At 68.2% G+C, this 16,189-nt stretch carries 17 protein-coding genes; all 17 read left to right on the forward strand.

The window, feature by feature from the left end; all coding sequences use genetic code 11:
- The first annotated feature begins 1 nt into the window (after position 1).
- The 17 genes from ACWEOE_RS10855 to ACWEOE_RS10935 all read left to right on the forward strand — a co-directional run bounded on the left by ACWEOE_RS10855 (position 2) and on the right by ACWEOE_RS10935 (position 16,184).
- Positions 2-1,378 carry a phage portal protein gene (locus tag ACWEOE_RS10855; protein WP_452006957.1) on the forward strand — a complete coding sequence of 459 codons (1,377 nt, stop codon included), beginning with the start codon at positions 2-4 and terminating at the stop codon, positions 1,376-1,378.
- Positions 1,368-2,150: a VG15 protein gene (locus ACWEOE_RS10860; protein ID WP_452006959.1), complete on the forward strand. Its 783-nt coding sequence runs from the start codon at positions 1,368-1,370 to the stop codon at positions 2,148-2,150. The genes ACWEOE_RS10855 and ACWEOE_RS10860 overlap by 11 nt, the downstream gene beginning before the upstream one ends.
- Positions 2,151-2,207: 57 nt before the next feature.
- Positions 2,208-2,786, forward strand: coding sequence for a hypothetical protein (locus ACWEOE_RS10865; RefSeq protein ID WP_452006961.1), 579 nt, complete (start codon positions 2,208-2,210; stop codon positions 2,784-2,786).
- A 102-nt stretch (positions 2,787-2,888) separates the two neighbouring features.
- Entirely contained in the window at positions 2,889-3,821 is a 933-nt protein-coding gene (locus ACWEOE_RS10870; RefSeq protein ID WP_452006963.1) for a hypothetical protein, read from the forward strand.
- A 21-nt stretch (positions 3,822-3,842) separates the two neighbouring features.
- A complete protein-coding gene (locus ACWEOE_RS10875; RefSeq protein ID WP_452006965.1) occupies positions 3,843-4,322 on the forward strand; it encodes a hypothetical protein in 480 nt (159 codons plus the stop codon).
- A gap of 4 nt (positions 4,323-4,326) precedes the next feature.
- The gene (locus tag ACWEOE_RS10880) at positions 4,327-4,671 is read left to right on the forward strand and encodes a hypothetical protein (RefSeq protein WP_452006967.1); all 345 of its coding nucleotides are present in this window, start codon (positions 4,327-4,329) and stop codon (positions 4,669-4,671) included.
- Positions 4,672-4,965: a hypothetical protein gene (locus ACWEOE_RS10885; RefSeq protein WP_452006969.1), complete on the forward strand. Its 294-nt coding sequence runs from the start codon at positions 4,672-4,674 to the stop codon at positions 4,963-4,965.
- Positions 4,962-5,387, forward strand: a complete 426-nt coding sequence (locus ACWEOE_RS10890) for a hypothetical protein (RefSeq protein WP_452006971.1) — start codon at positions 4,962-4,964, stop codon at positions 5,385-5,387. The genes ACWEOE_RS10885 and ACWEOE_RS10890 overlap by 4 nt, the downstream gene beginning before the upstream one ends.
- Before the next feature lie 70 nt (positions 5,388-5,457).
- On the forward strand, positions 5,458-6,117 hold the full coding sequence (locus ACWEOE_RS10895) for a hypothetical protein (RefSeq protein WP_452006973.1): 660 nt from the start codon (positions 5,458-5,460) through the stop codon (positions 6,115-6,117).
- A gap of 89 nt (positions 6,118-6,206) precedes the next feature.
- Positions 6,207-6,452 carry a hypothetical protein gene (locus ACWEOE_RS10900; protein ID WP_452006975.1) on the forward strand — a complete coding sequence of 82 codons (246 nt, stop codon included), beginning with the start codon at positions 6,207-6,209 and terminating at the stop codon, positions 6,450-6,452.
- A gap of 92 nt (positions 6,453-6,544) precedes the next feature.
- Complete coding sequence (locus ACWEOE_RS10905) at positions 6,545-6,847, forward strand: hypothetical protein (protein ID WP_452006977.1); 303 nt, start codon at positions 6,545-6,547, stop codon at positions 6,845-6,847.
- A 13-nt stretch (positions 6,848-6,860) separates the two neighbouring features.
- Positions 6,861-7,496: a hypothetical protein gene (locus tag ACWEOE_RS10910; RefSeq protein WP_452006979.1), complete on the forward strand. Its 636-nt coding sequence runs from the start codon at positions 6,861-6,863 to the stop codon at positions 7,494-7,496.
- Positions 7,497-11,718: 4,222 nt separating this feature from the next.
- Complete coding sequence (locus ACWEOE_RS10915; protein ID WP_452007240.1) at positions 11,719-12,303, forward strand: aggregation-promoting factor C-terminal-like domain-containing protein; 585 nt, start codon at positions 11,719-11,721, stop codon at positions 12,301-12,303.
- 56 nt (positions 12,304-12,359) lie between these two features.
- The gene (locus ACWEOE_RS10920; RefSeq protein ID WP_452006981.1) at positions 12,360-13,286 is read left to right on the forward strand and encodes a hypothetical protein; all 927 of its coding nucleotides are present in this window, start codon (positions 12,360-12,362) and stop codon (positions 13,284-13,286) included.
- Positions 13,287-13,298: 12 nt separating this feature from the next.
- Positions 13,299-14,495, forward strand: coding sequence for a hypothetical protein (locus tag ACWEOE_RS10925; RefSeq protein ID WP_452006983.1), 1,197 nt, complete (start codon positions 13,299-13,301; stop codon positions 14,493-14,495).
- A complete protein-coding gene (locus ACWEOE_RS10930; RefSeq protein ID WP_452006985.1) occupies positions 14,495-15,655 on the forward strand; it encodes a hypothetical protein in 1,161 nt (386 codons plus the stop codon). The genes ACWEOE_RS10925 and ACWEOE_RS10930 overlap by 1 nt, the downstream gene beginning before the upstream one ends.
- 10 nt (positions 15,656-15,665) lie before the next feature.
- The gene (locus tag ACWEOE_RS10935) at positions 15,666-16,184 is read left to right on the forward strand and encodes a hypothetical protein (protein ID WP_452006987.1); all 519 of its coding nucleotides are present in this window, start codon (positions 15,666-15,668) and stop codon (positions 16,182-16,184) included.
- Positions 16,185-16,189: the final 5 nt, after the last annotated feature.

The following is a 16,189-nucleotide window of genomic DNA, read 5'->3' on the forward strand; positions in this document are numbered from 1 at the left end:
CGTGACGCTCGACATCGCGACGATCAAGGGATTCATCCGGCAGACCGAGTCCGCGCGTGGTGAGCAGCGGGAACGCCTCGACGAGGTCCGCACGTATGAAAAGGGCCCGCAGCCGGGCCCGTACAAGCCGGACAAGGTGACCGAAGAGTACAAGCTGCTGATGGAGCGGTCCGAGACGAACGTCATGCGGATGATGCTGCAGTCCATCACGGACTTGCTCTACATCGAGGATTACCGCGCGAAGGACGCCACCGAGAGCGCCCGCGCGTGGACCTACTGGCAGGACAACAAGTTCGACAGCCGGCAGGGCCAGATCTTCTACAGCGCGGTCCGGGACGGTCTCGCCTACGGCACTGCGCTGCCCGGCAAGCAGCGCGGCACCGTGCTGATGCGCGGGGTGTCGGCTCGGCGGATGTTCGCCCTCTACGAGGACCCCGTCGAGGATGAGTGGCCGGTGGTCGCACTGCGGCTGGATCGAAGCGGCGACGTCGTCGGTCTGCTCGACGACATGGGCGAGTACACGCTCGGCGTGAAGAAGGGTGAGACGCAGCTGTCCATCCTCAACTACGTCGAGCACGGCGCCGGGCTGTGCCCGGTGGTGCGGTACTTCCCGCACATGGACCTCGACGGCTACACCTTCGGCGACGTGTGGCCGGCGCGGCGCCTGCAGGACCGGATCAACCAGACTGCGTTCGACCTGCTGATCGCGCAGACCTACGGCGCGTTCATCGTGCGCGGCATCGCCGGTATCGAGCAGCCGAAGGACCCGACGACCGGCAAGCCGAAGGCCGTCGAGCTCGCCGCCAACCGGCTGCTCACGTCGCCGGAGACGGACATGAAGGGCTGGCAGTTCGACCCGACACCGCTCGACGGATACCTCGCCTCCAAGCGCGACGCCATCCAGGAATTCGCGATGACGACGCGCACCGCGCCGCACCACCTCGTGGTGAACATGGTCAACCTCGCCGCCGATGCGATCACCGCGGCCGAGTCCGGCGAGCAGGGCAAGAAGCTGTCCTACCAGCACAGCTTCGGCGAGCAGGCCGAACAGCACCTGCGCCTCGCGGACGCGATCGCCGGCACCGCGCCGGTCGGCGGTAGCGACGAACAGTCGCAGGTGATCTGGGCCGACGTCGGATCCCGCTCGCTCGCGCAGGCAGCCGATGCGCTGACCAAACTGGCGGAGGACAACGACCTGAAGATCCCCGGCGAGGCGCTGTGGAGCCGGATCCCCGGGTGGACGAAGCAGGACACCAACTACGCGCAGCTCCTGCAGAAGAAGCAGGCCGAGCAGGACCCGATGCAGCAGGCCCTGCAGCGGCTCGACGAGACCGCGCGTGGCCTGACCGGGCCGCGGGCGCTGCCCAATGCCGGCTAGCGGCGCCGCCGCGGCGCAATCGATGCGGCACGCGCAGCTGGCCGTGGCGGCGCAGGCGGTGCTCGAGGCGAAGGACCTGTGGGACCTGGTCAACCCGCTGACCCCGTTCGACCAGTTCCTTGCGTGGCTGCAGCAGATGGCGCGGCTGATCGACCGCACCCGGCGGCTGTCGGTGCAGACCGCGCAGGCCGGGTACAACGAGCTGCGCCGGCAGCAGACGAGCCAGCTCGTCACCTACGCGCTGCCGGACGTCGCCTACACCCCGGACGCGGGGATGCTCTCCTCGGTGCTTGCGACCGGGCCCGGGCGGATGCGGCAGCTGTTGAAGCAGGGCTACGCGCCTGAGCAGGCCCACCGGGACGCGTTCCCGCTGCTGTCCGGTGTGGTCACGAAGCAGACCCTCGACGCCGGCCGTGACGCGGTCGAGCAGGCCACCCGCGATGACTCCGAGGCTGTGGGCTGGGCGCGGGTGACGCGACCGAAGGCATGCGGCTGGTGTCTCGCGCTGGCCAGCCGAGGCGCGGTGTACCACTCCGAAGCGGACGCCACGAAGGTCACCGGCGGTCAACGCGGCCGCCCGCGCGGCCCCCAGGACCTCGGCAACACCTACCACCCGGACTGCCGGTGCTTCGCCGTGCCGGTGTTCAGCGGTGACCAAGGCCTGCCGGAGCTGAACCAGCAGATGGCCGACGCGTGGGCCGCCAGCACGTCAGGGCTGTCCGGCAAGGAAGCCCTCGCAGCCTTCCGCGCCTACGTGGGCGCGGAGCACTAACCCGGAAACCAGGCCAGCCCGTGGCAGGCCGACCAACACCCCCGTGGGGAGCTGGAAATGTACAGGAAGAACCGCTGGATCCGCGCCGCTCGCGACGTCGACCCGGAGGAGCCCGCCGCCGGCGGCGGCGGAGCGCCGACCGATGAGGGCGGGGATGGCGGCGCCGAGACGGGTGGCAACGCCCCGGAGTCCGGCAAGGACGACGCCGACAAGCCTCTGCGCCCGGAGGGCGAGCGCGCGCTGCGCCGCGTGAAGGACGAGAACGAGTCCCTGAAGAAGAAGCTGCAGGAGATCGAAGACGCGAAGCTGTCCAAGGAGGACAAGCTGAGCAAGGACTTCGGCGAGACGAAGGAAAAGCTCACCGTCGCCGAGCGCACGGTGCTGCAGCTCGAGGTCGCACTCGACAAGGGCCTCACCAAGAAGCAGGCGCTGCGACTGGTCGGCAACACCCGCGAGGAGCTCGAGGCCGACGCAGACGACCTGCGCGAGACGTTCTCCACCGCGGCCGACCGGATCAAGAAGAAGCCGGAAGCGCTGCGCGGCGGCGGCGCCCCCGAGGACGACGAGGGCGCGATCGACCCGGCGAAGCTGGCCGCGAAGGTGCGCGAGCGCTCCGGCCGCATGTACGTCCGCTGACCCCCGCTTGCCGTGTGGCGGGCTCCTAACACCGGCAAATCGACGGGCAGGCCGTGCCGCCCGGTACAGCACACCCGTTCTGAGTGAAGGGAAAACGCCACCATGGCATTCACCGCCGTCAAGGCAACCAAGATCGCGGCCACGGCCCTGGGGCTGCTGCAGCGCGACATCATCCTGCCGAACCTCGTGTGGCGCGACGCCGTCGACAACTTCGCGGGCGCGGTCAACGACACCGTGAACATCCGGGTGCCGGCGGTCGCAAAGGCCCGCACGAAGGCGCTGCGCGTGCAGGGCTCCGGTCGGCAGATCGTGATGGACGACCTGGCCGAGGGCAGCGTGCCGCTGCAGCTCACCACGGACGTCTACCATGGCACGTCGATCGACGACGAGCAGATGGAACTCGACGTCACGGACTTCTCCGTGCAGATCCTCGACCCGCAGACTCGCGCGATCGCCGAGGGGCTGGAGGACGGTGTCGCCGCGAACATGGTCGCGACCACCTACCTGCACGACTTCACCTTCGACACCTCGTACGACCCGTACGACGTGTTCGTCGACGCCAAGCAGGCGCTGAACGACGAGCACATCCCGCTCACGGATCGGTTCTGCGTGGTCGGGTCCGAGGTGGCGACGTGGATCCTGAAGTCGGACCACTTCAAGCGCTACGACGAGTCCGGCGCCAACGCCGAGACCGCGTTCCGGGAGGCGCAGCTCGGCCGGCTCGCGGGCTGGAACATCACCGAGTCCTACGCCATCCCGGGCGACAACGTGTTCTGGTTCCACCGCACGGCGTACGCGTTCTCGATGCACGCGCCGAAGGTGCCGCGTGGTGCCTCGTTCGGCTCGTCGCAGTCCTACCAGGGCCTGGCGATGCGCTGGATCATGGACTACGACGCGGACTTCCAGCGTGACCGGTCGATCGTGAACGTCTACACCGGGTCCACCAGCATCACGGACTACGCGATCACCGACCTGTCGCGCTCGGGCGCGAAGTCGATGCGCCGCGCCGCGCGCGGCACGCTCGCCACCAGCTGATCACGGGAAGGAGGCGCGGCCGTGCTGGTCAACATCGACGTGTTCGGGGACTCGATCGGCCGCGTCTTCGAACCGGGCACCACCGACTACAAGCGGGCCGAGTACGCGCTCAACAGTGCCGAAGGGCTCGTGCTGTCGGCCGCCAACCACGAGGACGACTGGACCGAACCCGAGGATCTGCCGCGGGTCGCCCAGACGATCATCTACGAGGTCGCCGGCCGGAAGTTCGACAACCCCAAGGGCCGGTTGTCCCGCAACGTCGGCCCGCTCGCGGAGTCGATGACCCGCGAGCAGGCCGCGGGGCTGGCGCTCACCACAGCCGAGGTCGCCCAGCTCGCCCCGTACGTTGCGCCCGGCCGCGGCGGGCTCCAGTCCGTCGAGGTGACCCGGCCCGACGTCGTCGCCCGCGACGTGATCTACATGGGCGACGGCTACACCGGTTCGATCATGCGGATCCCGTACGCCGACGAGCCCGGTTCCTACGAGCTGTTCCCGGAGTAGAGCCGTGATCGAAGACGGACCCGACCGGGTCGAGATCATCCGCACGCAACGCGTTGGCCGGGACCAGGACCTTGTTACCGGCACGGTCGCGGTCATCGAGAACTGCGTGTTCACCCCGTCCAGCGGAGTCGGCGGCGCCCAGTCCTCGGTTGGTGCGGCCGGGGCCACGGACCAGGTCATCAGCCAAGGAACCCTCTACGCCCCACCCAGCAGCCCGGTTCCGCAGGCCGGCGACCGGATCAAGATCCTCGGCGAAACCTGGGAATGCGACGGCCGGCCCGCGATCTGGCAGGCCCTCGACGGCGACATCGCCGGATACGAGCAGCGTTTGAAGAAGGTGGTGGGGTAGATGCGGTACCAGCGCAACAGCCGCGAGACCGCGAGATTCCTGCGCACCAGCTCCACGCTGCGGTTCGCGCTCACCCGCGCCTCGGCGGCGAAACTGGCCCGAATGCGGGTCCTCGCGCACAAGGACAGCGGCGAGACAGCCGCCACCGGGCGCCTGGTGCACCAGCAGCGCGCCGGCGGCCGACGCGACCGCATGGGCGTTTCCATCCAGTTCAGCGGCGCCGCGGTCGAGCGCCAGTTCGGTAACGCCCGCGTCCAGCCGGACCGGTTCATGACCCGGGCGATGATCGAATGAGCCGTGGTTTCCCCGACGGCGAAGACGGTGTAGCTGCGCTGCTCGAGCAGATCCAGGGGCTCGAGCTGTACTTCCGGACCCCGGACTTCAGCATCACCGACGAAGCCCAGTACGAGGCGCACGTGCCGTTCGTGGTGATCCGCCGCCTCGACGGCGCCGGCAACGATCAGGGCTGGGAACGCACCGAGGTTGTCGAGGTCCAGCAGTTCTCCAAGACCCGCGTCACCGCGAAGCAGCTCGCGCGCGACGTCGAGGCTGTCCTTACCCGCCCTGAAGGGGTCCGCACCGCGGCCGGCTACTTCGACCAGGTACGGGTAGCGCAACTGCCCAACGAAGTCCCGTACGCGCAGGAAGACGTCCGTCGTGACGTGTCCACCTGGGCGCTCACGTCACGGCAGCAGGACCTCGACACCGAATCGTGAACCGTCCGTTGACGGTCGCGGCATCACCTGTTCCCCGGTTCGGGGACCCATCCATCAAGTGGAGGAAATCATGGCCCCCGCCACGTTCGAGAGCATCGCTGACCGCAAGCAGCAGCTCATCCGCAAGGGGATCAAGGGCGCCGTGCTCGCCGGCAAGTACGACGTCGCACCGCTCATCACCAGCCTGGTCGCCACCGGTGGTCAGATCGAGCTGCCCGCGACCTACGAGTCGGCCGGCTGGCTGTCCACCGACGGCGCCACGAAGAGCCAGAACCGCACCCTGTCCGCGATCAACGGCTGGGGCTCCACCAGCGTTCTCCGGCAGGACATCACCGCCGACGAGAAGTCGCTGCAGTTCTCCGCGATCGAAGACCGCCGCGTCGTTCGGGAGATGTACGAAGGCATCGACCTGTCCGGCGTCACGATGTCGGCCGACGGCGAGCTCAAGTACGACATCCCCGACCGCCCCGCGGTCATGTACTGGCGCGCGGTGGAAATCGTCTCGGACAACGACGGCGACGACCTGATCTACCTGGCCACCGTCTACCACAAGGCCGTCGTCGGCGAGACCGGCGACCTGGTCGAGGCCAACGGCGACGACCCCATCACCCGGCAGATCACGCTCAACGCGGTCCCCGACGACGTCACCGGCACGCTGGGCACGAACTTCATCTTCGGCCCCGGAGCCCTGAAGTACGCCGAGGACATGGGCTACACCGTCGAGTCCTGAATCCGTCAGCGGGCCGGGGTCGCTTTCGTTTCCGGGTGGCGACCTCGCCCGCTGGCTTTCACCCCACCCGGAAACCAGGAAGGTCCATCATGGACAACAACTACCGGCAGGAACTCGTCAGCCCCGAAACCGGGCAGACCCTCGTCGTGGGAAACCCAGCCGAGGCCGCCCGGCTCAAGGCGAAGGGGTTCCGCGAGCCGGAGCCCGAACCGCCCGCCGTGCCGCCCACGGTCGTCGAGGTGCAGCCTCAGCCGGAGGAGACGAAGCCGGCCAGCGCGAAACCGCGCGTGGCGAAGAAGAACGAGAAGCAGGACACGAGCACCGAGCCGGCGTGAGCCGTTGACCGTCCGGAGTGGACATCCGGGCGGTCACCAGTCTGCACCGAACCGCAGGCCCAACCCGGAAACACAGCAAGGAGCACCACCTCATGCGCAAGCTCAGCGATTTCGTCAAGACCGACGAGGACTACGAACCCTGGGAGCTCGACCTCGAAGACGGCGGAAACCCGGTCCTGTTCCGGCACAGCCAGTTCACCTGGGCTGCCGAAGACGCGGAAGACCTGCAGGACAACAACCGGTTCAGCGCCGCGGTGAAGCAGTACATCGGCGACGACGACGAGTTCAAGCGCGCGTGGTCGGTGCTCGGGAAGCTGCCCGGTGAGCAGGTCGGGAAGCTGCTGAACGAGGTCAAGGACCACTTTCGCGAGCAGCACGAGTCGCGCACGAGCTGAAGCCCGCGGCCGGTTGCGGTGGTACCTGGATCGCTACGGCGACGAGATCGAGTTCGACGTGGCGACCAGGACCACCTACCGGCTCTCCATGTTCATCGGTGGTGAGGAGTCGTGGGAAACGCTGCTGAACCTCGTCGAGGGGTTCCGCCTCTACAGCACCTCTCGCACCGCTGCGGCGATGATCGCCGACGTCGAGCTCTACGAGCAGCACGCCGACGAACCGGAGAGGCCACCGGCGCCGCCGGAGCAGGTTGAGGAAAGCCCGGAGCTGTCCGCGCTGAAGACGCTCATCGAGCAGAACCAGGTTGTTATCCACCTGCTCACGAAACGCAAGGGCGCGGCGAAGGTCCGGCGGATGCCGCGGCCGGAAACAGCCCGCGACAAGTGGATCAGGAAGAACACACGGGAGTCGTTCCAGCGGCTCGAGGCGTCGTTCAAGTTCGTGTCCAACGAGGAATTCGAGCGCAACCTGCGCGAGCACGGGGAACAGGTGGTGAGGCTCGATGGGCTCGACGTACACCGCGGGAACCGCGACGCTCGACGTCGTCCCGTCGATGCGGGACTTCCACCGCAAGATCGCGGCGGACATCAAGACGATCGGCCCGGCGGAGATCGGGGTCACGGCCAACACCCGCCAGGCCATCCGTGACATCGCCGCTGTGGGCCGGCAGTCCCCGACGGTGCAGGTCCAGGTCAAAGCCGACAAGGCCGCGGCCGAACGTGCGCTGCGGGAGGTGGCGCAGGCCGAGGAGGCGTTGACCAACGCCCGCGGCAACTCCGAGGACGCGGGCAAGCGCGTCGAGATCGCCGAAAAGGCCCTGGCCGAGACCCGCACGAAGTCGGGCGCGAACAGTTCGAAAGCAGCCGCGGCCGAGCTGAAGCTGTCCCAGGCTCACCGTGCGTCGGCAGCGGCGGTAAACGACGTCCGCAACGCCGAAGCGAAACTCTCCGCAGCACGGCAGAAAACCAACCAGCCGGGGTTCTTTGGCATCGGCGGCGGGAACGGCTCCAATGGCGGTGGTTTCGCCGCCGACGCCGGCACGGCCATCAAGTTCCTGTCCAGCATGGCCGACGAAATCGGCGGCGTGATCAAGAACATCGCGTCGCTGGCCGAGATCGGCAGCGACGCCGGCGGCTCGGTCGCGAAAGGCGCCAGCCAGGGCGCCTCAGCGCTCGGGAATATGGCCGGTGCCGCGGAGTCCGCCGGTGGCCCGATCGTCGCGTTGGCGGCGGCAGGCGCGACCATCGCGATCATCGGCACCGTCGGCACCGTCGCCGCCGCAAGCCTGATCGGTGTCGCCGATGCCGCGGTCACCGCTTCCGGTGCGCTGTTCCTCATCCCCGCGGGGCTGTCGATCGCCGGAGCGGGGATCGGGACCCTGTTCATTGGAACCATGGGCCTGTCGGACGCGTTCGACGCGCTCGGCAAGGCGCAGCAGAACAGCGCCAAGGACGCCCAGGCGTCGGCGAAGGCACAGCGGAGCGCGGCCGACCAGGTCGAATCCGCTGAGCTGAGTTTGTCGCGGGCGCAGGCCGACGCGGCTACCTCGCGGGAGAACTCAGCCCGGCAGGTCGCGGACGCGGTCAAGCAGGAACGCCGCGCCGAGGTCGACGCCGCACGCGACATCGTGCAGGCCGACCGCGCCGTGCTTGACGCGGAAAAGTCGCTGAATCAAGCTCGCGATGACCTCACACGCGCCACTGAGGATGCGGTCAAGGCTCAGCGTGATCTGAACCTGCAGCTGCGCGGCGGCGCCCTGGACGCGCAGGAAGCCGCCCTGGACCTCGCCGACGCGCAGACCGAGCTGAACGACGCCCAGAAGCAGGGTGTTGCCGGCGAAGACCTCGCGCGGCTGCAGATCGCCTACGAACGGGCGAAACTGCGGGTCGACGAGACCACAGCGTCCAACAAAGACCTCACCGAGCAGCAGGACGACTACGCCAAAAAGGGTGTCGCCGCGAACGACGCGGTGGCCTCAGCGACGGAAGCGGTGCAGCGGGCGGAGCAGCAGCTGTCCGATGCGCGCGAGCAGGCCGACTACACGCGCGAGCAGAGTGCTCAGCGGGTGCAGGACGCGGTCGAGGCCGTGGCTGATGCCGAGCGGTCGCGGGACCAGGCCGCGATCCAGGCCGCCCGGTCGATCGCGGATGCCGAACGTTCGCTCGAGCAGGCTCACCAGAACGCCGCCGACACCCTGTCAGAGCTGTCCAGCTCCGAGCAGGCCGTGGCCGACGCGATGGGCGCGCTGTCGCCGAACGCGCAGAAGTTCGTCGACACCGTGTGGGCTCTCAAACCCGCTTGGGACGCCGTGAAAACGTCGGTCCAGGATGCCCTGTTCGCCGGCATGGACGACCAGATCATCAAGCTGTCTGGCACCTACCTGCCGCTCCTACACACCCGTCTCACGGGGATCTCGGACGCCGCGCACGATGCCGCGATCGACATCGTCGACCTACTCACGGACCCTGGGCATGCGGGGCAGGTAAACGACGTTCTCAAGACCACAGAGGACATTGTCCGACAGATCGGGAAAGTGGTTTCGCCGCTTATCAACGCGTTCCTCGACCTGTCTGAGGTTGGCGCCGAGGTCTTCGAGGAAGACGTGCTGCCGGCGATCCAGGAGACGGCTGACGGGTTCGCCAAGTGGGTCAAGGGGATGAAGGACTCCGGCGACCTGAAGACGTGGATGTCCGGCGCGGTCGGGGTCATCCGGGACATGGTGGGCTGGGCGTTCAAGCTCGGGGACGCGTTCGTGCACATCATCGGGTCACTGTCGGCCGGCGTGAAGCAGTCGGGGTTCTTCGACACCCTGGGCGACACGCTGCAGAAGTTCATCGACTTCACCAACTCGAAGGAGGGCCAGGAGTTCTTCTACGAGATCGGTCTCGCGATCGGGATCATGGCCAGCATGATCACCGGGGCGCTCGGGGTTGTGATCGATTTCGTCAAGACACTGCAGCAAACCTTCGACGTCGTGAAGGACATCTTCAATCTGGACTTCGGTGACCTGTCGACGAAGTACGGTTCTGGTGTCGGCAGCATCATGGAGGCCATCAAGACCGCGATCTTCGGCGGCGGCATCTTCGGCCTGTTCGACAAGCTTTTCGATGTCGACTGGAGCGCGATCTGGGACAAGTTCCGCAGCGGCACCGGCCAGATCCTGACCACGATCTTCAGCTCGATCATCCCGGCCCCAGTCAAGTCCCTGCTGGAGGGCATGTTCCACCTCAACTGGGACGTGATCACGAAGGCGATCCTGGCCGGCCTGAACAACACACTCGGGGCGATCGGCAAGGCCATCCGCGACAGCCCGGTCGGGAAGTTCTTGTCCGGCCTGTTCGGGGAGAGCCACCCGGCGATCACCAACCCGTACCTGTTCCTTCCCGGGTTCGCGAACCCGATGGGCCGCGCCGACGGCGGACCGGTCGTTGGTCCGGGCGGCCCGCGGTCGGACTCCGTGCCCATCTGGGCGTCCAACGGCGAGTTCGTGGTAAACGCCGCAGCAACGTCGGCGAACCGTGGCCTGCTGGAATGGATCAACGCCGGGAAGTTCGCCAACGGTGGGGTCATCGGCGGCGGCACCGCGTCCACTGTGGCCGGCGGGGCGACGTCGCTCACGATCGATGTCGGTGCGCTCGCCAACCTCGGAGACGTAGCCGAGACGGTGACCGAGCTCGTCGCTGAGCTCAACGCCGAACTCGCCACCTTGGTGGCGGACACGGCCGGGTACTGGCTGCAGCTGGTCTCCTCGATCACGACGGCGGACAACGCGATCTCGGCCCGGCAGACCCTGCTGCAGCAGCAGACCGTCTACAGCTGGGCCACGATGCAAACGGCGGTGTGGGCATCGACCACTGGGCAGATCGCGGCGATCACCAACCTGATGACCGGGCTGGGTCAGCTGAGGTCGGCGATGTCGAACACCGCCGACTGGGCCGTCACCCAGTTCGGACGCGTGTCGGCGGCGGCGGCGGACCCGATCCGCTGGGTGCTGCAGTTCCCGTTCAACCAGGGCCTGATCACCGCGTGGAACCAGCTCAACACCGACTTCGCGTTGGGGAAGCCGGTCGCGCCGATCCCGCTCGCGTTCGCCGCCGGCGGGTCGGTGTGGGGCCCCGGTACCGGGACGTCGGACGACATCCTCGCCCGGCTGTCCAACGGCGAGTTCGTCATCCGGGAGGACATCGCGCGACGGACCCGCCCGTTCCTCGAGGCGCTCAACAGCGGGCAGGGTGAGGCGCTCGAGGCCGCGGGTGTCCGCCGGTACGCCACCGGCGGCGCCGTCGTCGCGGACACCGGCTCGGGGCTCAACGCGACCGTGCTGCGGGGTCAGCAGTTCCTGCGCGCCCAGGCCGGCAAGCCCTACGTGTGGGGTGGTGTCGGCCCGGACGGCTACGACTGCTCTGGGCTGGTGTCGGCGGTCGCGAACGTGCTGCGCGGCGAGTCCACCCCGTACCGGCGGTTGGGTGTCGCGGCGTCGCAGCCGTGGGCGGGGTTCGTGCGCGGCCTCTCCTCGAGCTTCGCCACCGGGTTCAACGGCCACCACACCGCGCTCACCCTCGGTGGACTGAACGGTGAGGCGCAGACCTTCGGGGTGCCGGTGCTCGTCGGCCCCCGGGCCTCGGGGGCCGACAGTGCCCAGTTCACTGGGACCGCGTCGCTGCCGATCGTGGGCGGGCGGTTCGTGCCCGGCGGTGGGCCGGGGGCGGATCCGGCGTCGATTCTGGCGTCGGCGTTCGCGCAGACGCTGCAGCAGGTCGACACCATCGCCGACATGTGGCCAGGCAACCACGCCGCCGCGGCCGCGGAGGGCATGATGCGCCAGTCCATCGCGTCGCTCACGAAGATCGGGACGGACCAGCTCACCTCGATGCTGTTCACATCCGGGGTGGCCGGCAGCCCCGAGGTCATCGCCGCGGTGCGCGCGGTCGCCCGCACCTTCGGATGGGGCGACGGGGCGCAGTGGGATGCGCTGCAGCAGCTGGTGAGCCACGAATCCGGGTTCAACCCCAACGCCGCCAACCCCACCAGTTCGGCGCGGGGCTTGTTCCAGAAGCTCACCAGTGTCAACGGCCCGATCGAACCCACGATCCAGGGCCAAACCCAGTGGGGCCTGAACTACATCGCTGGCCGCTACGGCACCCCGCTGGCGGCGTGGTCGGCGTGGCAGTCGCGCAACCCGCACTGGTACGACGCCGGCGGGCTGGCCAACGGGGTCGGGTTGATGCCGAAGAACGTGATCGAACCGGAGCGGGTCCTCTCCCCGCCCCAGACGAGGGCGTTCGAGGCGGCGATGGCGCGAATCGGGCGCACCGGCTACGAACGGGCCGACCTGGACGGCACCACGGCTCCGACGGTGGTGCACCAGACCATCAACCCGTCGCCGGGGATGGACGAAACCGACGTTGGCCGCGCCGCCGGCCGGTTCGTCGTGCATTCGCTCCGCAAGATCTGACCGCCCGCACCCCACCCAGCGTGGGGTGCGGGCCCGACCTGAAGGGAGGCGGGCCCGTGGCCGGTCACCTGCCCCCCACGTGGGAGCTCGACGGCCTGACCCTCAACTCCGCCACCGACACCGGCGGGATCCGGGACAGCGAAGGTATCCAGTGGATCCTCACCCCTGATTCGGACCCGATCACCTCGGCGGAGAACACCAACCAGTACGTCGACAAGTTCCAGCGGATCGGCTCGAACTGGATCCCTGGTCAGCAGAAGAAAACCGGCGGCACCCTCGTCATCCGCGGCTACGCCCAACACGGTGACTGGGCGGGGAAAACCCGGGCGATGCTGCGGGCGATGGCGCTGCTGTCGGACGCCACCAAGGTGTATCCGTTCGTGTGGCACTCCGAGGCCGGCAGCTTCGTGCAGAACATCACCCGCCAGGGCGAGATCCTGCCGAAGCACATCGACGCCCAGGACCCGGCGTTCGAAATCTCGATGCAGTACACCGCCCCAGATCCGCGCCGCTACGACCTGGAATGGACGACGCTGTCCACACCGGTCCCGCAGAACTCGACCACCGGCCTCGACTTCACCGGCGCCGGCTCAGGCGGCCTGGACTTCTCCACCGGCGGTGGCCTGGACTTCGGCCCCGCCGGGGTGTCGGGCACGATCCTGCTCGACAACACCCGCGGCACCGCCCCATCGGCGCCGATCCTGCGCCTCGACGGACGCCTCGACACCCCCGTGCTGTCGGTCGCGGGCGGGTCGATCAAGTACAACGCGGTCCTCGACCCCGGCGCCTTCGCCACGATCACCCCCGAGGACCCCAGTTTCCTGCTCGGCGACACCACCCCTGTCGGCTACCTCGCCTCCCCAGCGAAATGGGACGCGTTCGTCGTGCCGCCCGGGCAAACCTTGACCATCGGCCTCGCGCACTCCGGGCCATCCACTGATCTCGGCACGCTGACCGCCTGGTTCCGTGCCGCCTACTGGTGAGGAGGGCCGCGCGTGGCTTCCGTCGGCACCACCGTCAACTCCGCGTTCGACCCGTTCGCCGTACAGCTCAAGATGGACGAGAAGGACGCCCGCTACGCCTTGGCCGGCCTGGTCAACCCCCAGCCCGGCAGCGTGATGTCCTACCGCTCCGGGGTGTTCGCCGGCGGGGCGATCGGCGGCGGCTCCGGGTCCCTCGGCACCGTCGGCCACGGCGGGCTGCGGGTCACCACCAGCGGCCTCAACGCGGTCGTCGCGATCGGCAACTGCCTGATCGACACCCCCTCCAACGGCCCGTACCTGTGCGGTCTGGACAGCCAGAAGACGCTGTCGCTCGCCGCCGCCAGCGGCTCGCAACGCCGCCTCGACCTCGTCGTGGCCCGCGTCTACGACGACCGCAACTCGGCGATCGCCTCCACCACGGGTGACCGGCGCTTCACCGTGCAGGTTGTCACCGGCGACAACACCAGCGGAACCCCTGTGCTCCCGACGGGCGCGCTGCCCGCCAACGGCTGGATCCCCTTGGCCTCCATCCAGATCGAGGCCGGCGGCACCATCTCGGCCGTCAACGATCTCCGCGGCCCCGGGCTCGTCGCCCGCGGTGGCCGGCGCATCCTGTACGGCAACGACGCGAAGATCACCTCTGCCGCCTTCCTCGAGGCGGGCGCCTACGCCGGCGACACCCGGTACGTGGTCGGCCACCCGTTCCCGGCCCAGACCTACTACATCGCCAGTGATGCCACGGCAGCCGGCTGGCGTGGCGACGGCGGCAAGCTCATCTACACCGTCCAGCCCCCCGCGGACGGTTTCAAGTCGGTCACCTCGGTCGGGTCGTCCGTGGACATGGTGTCGGTGACCATCCCCGCGTTCGGGATCCCTGTGGTGCTCACGCCCCGTGCCCGGGTGAACGTCGACGCCGGCCGGGATCTCACGTGGGAGTGTCGCACCAAGATCGGCGCCACGCTGATCAATTTCGGTGGGGCTGATTCCCTGGGCGCGGACAACGACTTCTACTCGCAGGTCACCAACTGCCCCGACATGACCGTCGGCCCGTTCACCACACAGCAAACGGTCACCGCGGACGTGTTCATGCGCGGCGCCGGTGTCAACGCGCTGCGCAACGTCCGCTGGCAGACCAACAACGTGGGACAGCACCAGCTGCAGGTGGTTGTCGAACCGGCGAACATCGACCCGATCAAGATGTGGCTCTGATGGGCACCTTCCGGGTGATGGTCTGCCAGGCCACGACCGGCATCGTGAAGGCGGAGATCTACCCGCGGGAAGAACCCACCTGGAGCACCGAAATCGGCGACAAAGGCGAATGGGGCTGCACCGTCGACCTCGGCCAGAAGGGCAACAACGGCGACGACATCCGCGGCTACGTGCTGGGCCGCGCGCACTTCTTCGTGATCGTGCACGACGAGTTCCCCCTGCAAGGTGGGTTCCCCACCTCGGCCGGATACCAGCAGGCCGGGAACACGTTCACGATGAGCGGCCCGGGGATCGGTGGGCTGTTCGACAACCGCGAAGTCCGCGCCCCCAACGGTCAGCCGGCCACGATCCAGAACTCTGCGAACGACTGGACGATCAGCAACGCGTCCCAGCGCGCGGTGATGCGCGAACTGCTGGTGAAGTCGCTGGCGGACTCCGACTCGGGTGCGTCGTTGCCGTTCAACGTCGACGACGGCGCCGGCGAAACCGGCACCCTAACCCGCACCTACCTCGGCAAAGACCTCACCGAGGTGTGGAAACGGCTGTCGGACGAAACCGAAACCGACCAGGGCACCGAGTTCATTTTCCGCCCGTACTACTTCGAGACCGCCGGCAAACCCTCCTACGGGTTCGCCCTCAACCTCGGCACCCCCGCGCTCGGGGACCTCGACCTCAACGCCGCGTGGGAGCTCGGGGCCGCGTTCGGGAACATCGACCTCGACTGGAACCTCTCGATCCCGGTGCCGCACCGGGTCTGGGCCAAGGGCAGCGGCGACGGCACCACCTCCCTGATCGGGTACGCCGAGAACACCGCCGCGCTGCAGGCCCTCGGCATCCCCTACGCCGACTACGTCGACACCACCCATTCCGACGAGAAAGACCTCACCAAGCTCAACTCCTACGCCTCCGCGGTGCTCAAGCAGTACTCGCAGGTCGAGGAAACCTGGGACGTGTCGGTGCGCGTCGACGGGCTGAACGCGCAGGGCAAGAAGATCTCCCCCGCGCTCGGCGAGTGGGCCGAAGGCGACATGCCGATGTTCCGCGTCACCGGCCACCCGGTCCTCGCCGACGGCGAATACCGACGGCGGATCATGGGGATGTCCAACGGCGACGACCCCGGCACCGTGTCCCTGAAAGTCCAGCCACTGTCGCTCGCCTGAGGAGGATGCCATGCCGCTGAACGACATCCGCTTGGCCCGCGACACCGCCGAAGCCCTGCGGATGCTGGACAACAAGATCGAACGCAATACGCGACGGCCACCGCTGGTGATCGGCGCCCTGGTAGGCAAAAACGCGGACCAGGCGATCGCAGCGAACACGTGGACCGCGTTGACGTTCAACACCGTTCTCGACAAGCAAGGCGACATCACGGTGTCCGGCAACACCATCACGATCAAAAGTGACGGCGTCTACAGCGCGGGGTTCCACTGCCGACGGGACGGCACGTACGCCGCGGCGAACGTCGAAATGGCGCTTGCATCGAGCCTGTCGGCCGGCGCGCCCACGGGAGTGTGGGACTACGACCAGCGCAGCGCCTGCGCGGTGTGGCGCACCTCGATCGAGCGCTGGTTCGCTGCCGGGTCCGTGCTCATCCCGTACGTGTACTCCACCGCGGCTGTGAACGCCGTGGTGAACCCAGGAGCCACGTTGGCCAACATGCACCCGGAAATGTGGTGCTACCGCACATGACGAAG

The sequence above is a fragment of the Amycolatopsis sp. NPDC004368 genome (assembly GCF_053602515.1).

What these genes read in the sequence shown, in the direction of transcription:
- ACWEOE_RS10885 (WP_452006969.1), top strand. Translation starts at nt 4,672, where the DNA reads ATGCGGTACCAGCGCAACAGCCGCGAGACCGCGAGATTCCTGCGCACC.
- ACWEOE_RS10930 (WP_452006985.1), top strand. Translation starts at nt 14,495, where the DNA reads ATGGGCACCTTCCGGGTGATGGTCTGCCAGGCCACGACCGGCATCGTG.
- ACWEOE_RS10900 (WP_452006975.1), top strand. Translation starts at nt 6,207, where the DNA reads ATGGACAACAACTACCGGCAGGAACTCGTCAGCCCCGAAACCGGGCAG.
- ACWEOE_RS10870 (WP_452006963.1), top strand. Translation starts at nt 2,889, where the DNA reads ATGGCATTCACCGCCGTCAAGGCAACCAAGATCGCGGCCACGGCCCTG.
- ACWEOE_RS10860 (WP_452006959.1), top strand. Translation starts at nt 1,368, where the DNA reads ATGCCGGCTAGCGGCGCCGCCGCGGCGCAATCGATGCGGCACGCGCAG.
- ACWEOE_RS10890 (WP_452006971.1), top strand. Translation starts at nt 4,962, where the DNA reads ATGAGCCGTGGTTTCCCCGACGGCGAAGACGGTGTAGCTGCGCTGCTC.
- ACWEOE_RS10935 (WP_452006987.1), top strand. Translation starts at nt 15,666, where the DNA reads ATGCCGCTGAACGACATCCGCTTGGCCCGCGACACCGCCGAAGCCCTG.
- ACWEOE_RS10865 (WP_452006961.1), top strand. Translation starts at nt 2,208, where the DNA reads ATGTACAGGAAGAACCGCTGGATCCGCGCCGCTCGCGACGTCGACCCG.
- ACWEOE_RS10895 (WP_452006973.1), top strand. Translation starts at nt 5,458, where the DNA reads ATGGCCCCCGCCACGTTCGAGAGCATCGCTGACCGCAAGCAGCAGCTC.
- ACWEOE_RS10915 (WP_452007240.1), top strand. Translation starts at nt 11,719, where the DNA reads ATGCTGTTCACATCCGGGGTGGCCGGCAGCCCCGAGGTCATCGCCGCG.
- ACWEOE_RS10905 (WP_452006977.1), top strand. Translation starts at nt 6,545, where the DNA reads ATGCGCAAGCTCAGCGATTTCGTCAAGACCGACGAGGACTACGAACCC.